The following is a 273-nucleotide window of genomic DNA, read 5'->3' as shown; positions in this document are numbered from 1 at the left end:
ATGGCGATCGGCGGGGGCGAGGATGTCGCCGAACTGTCGGGCATCAATCTCCGCCGCGTCCGCATCATGGCGTTCGGGCTGGCGGGCTTCTTCTTCGGCATTGCCGGTGTTCTGGCCGCGGCCCAGCTCGGCCGCTCCGATGCCGTCATCGCCGATGGCCGATTGTTTGCGGCGGTGACTGCCGTGGTGGTCGGCGGTACGGCGCTGACCGGCGGTGAAGGCGGCGTCATCAATACGCTGGTCGGCGTCCTGATCGTCACCGTTCTCAGCAAC

General features: G+C 67.4%; 1 protein-coding gene. It reads left to right on the top strand.

Going from position 1 to position 273, the window contains the following annotated elements:
* Positions 1-273 (top strand): ABC transporter permease (locus SB764_RS40190; protein ID WP_410866779.1); only part of this gene is annotated, 273 nt, incomplete at both ends.

Origin of the sequence: Paraburkholderia sp. SIMBA_027, from assembly GCF_046535315.1 — a bacterium.
Lineage (GTDB): Bacteria > Pseudomonadota > Gammaproteobacteria > Burkholderiales > Burkholderiaceae > Paraburkholderia > Paraburkholderia tropica.
This window is presented reverse-complemented; position numbering and strand designations above follow the sequence as displayed.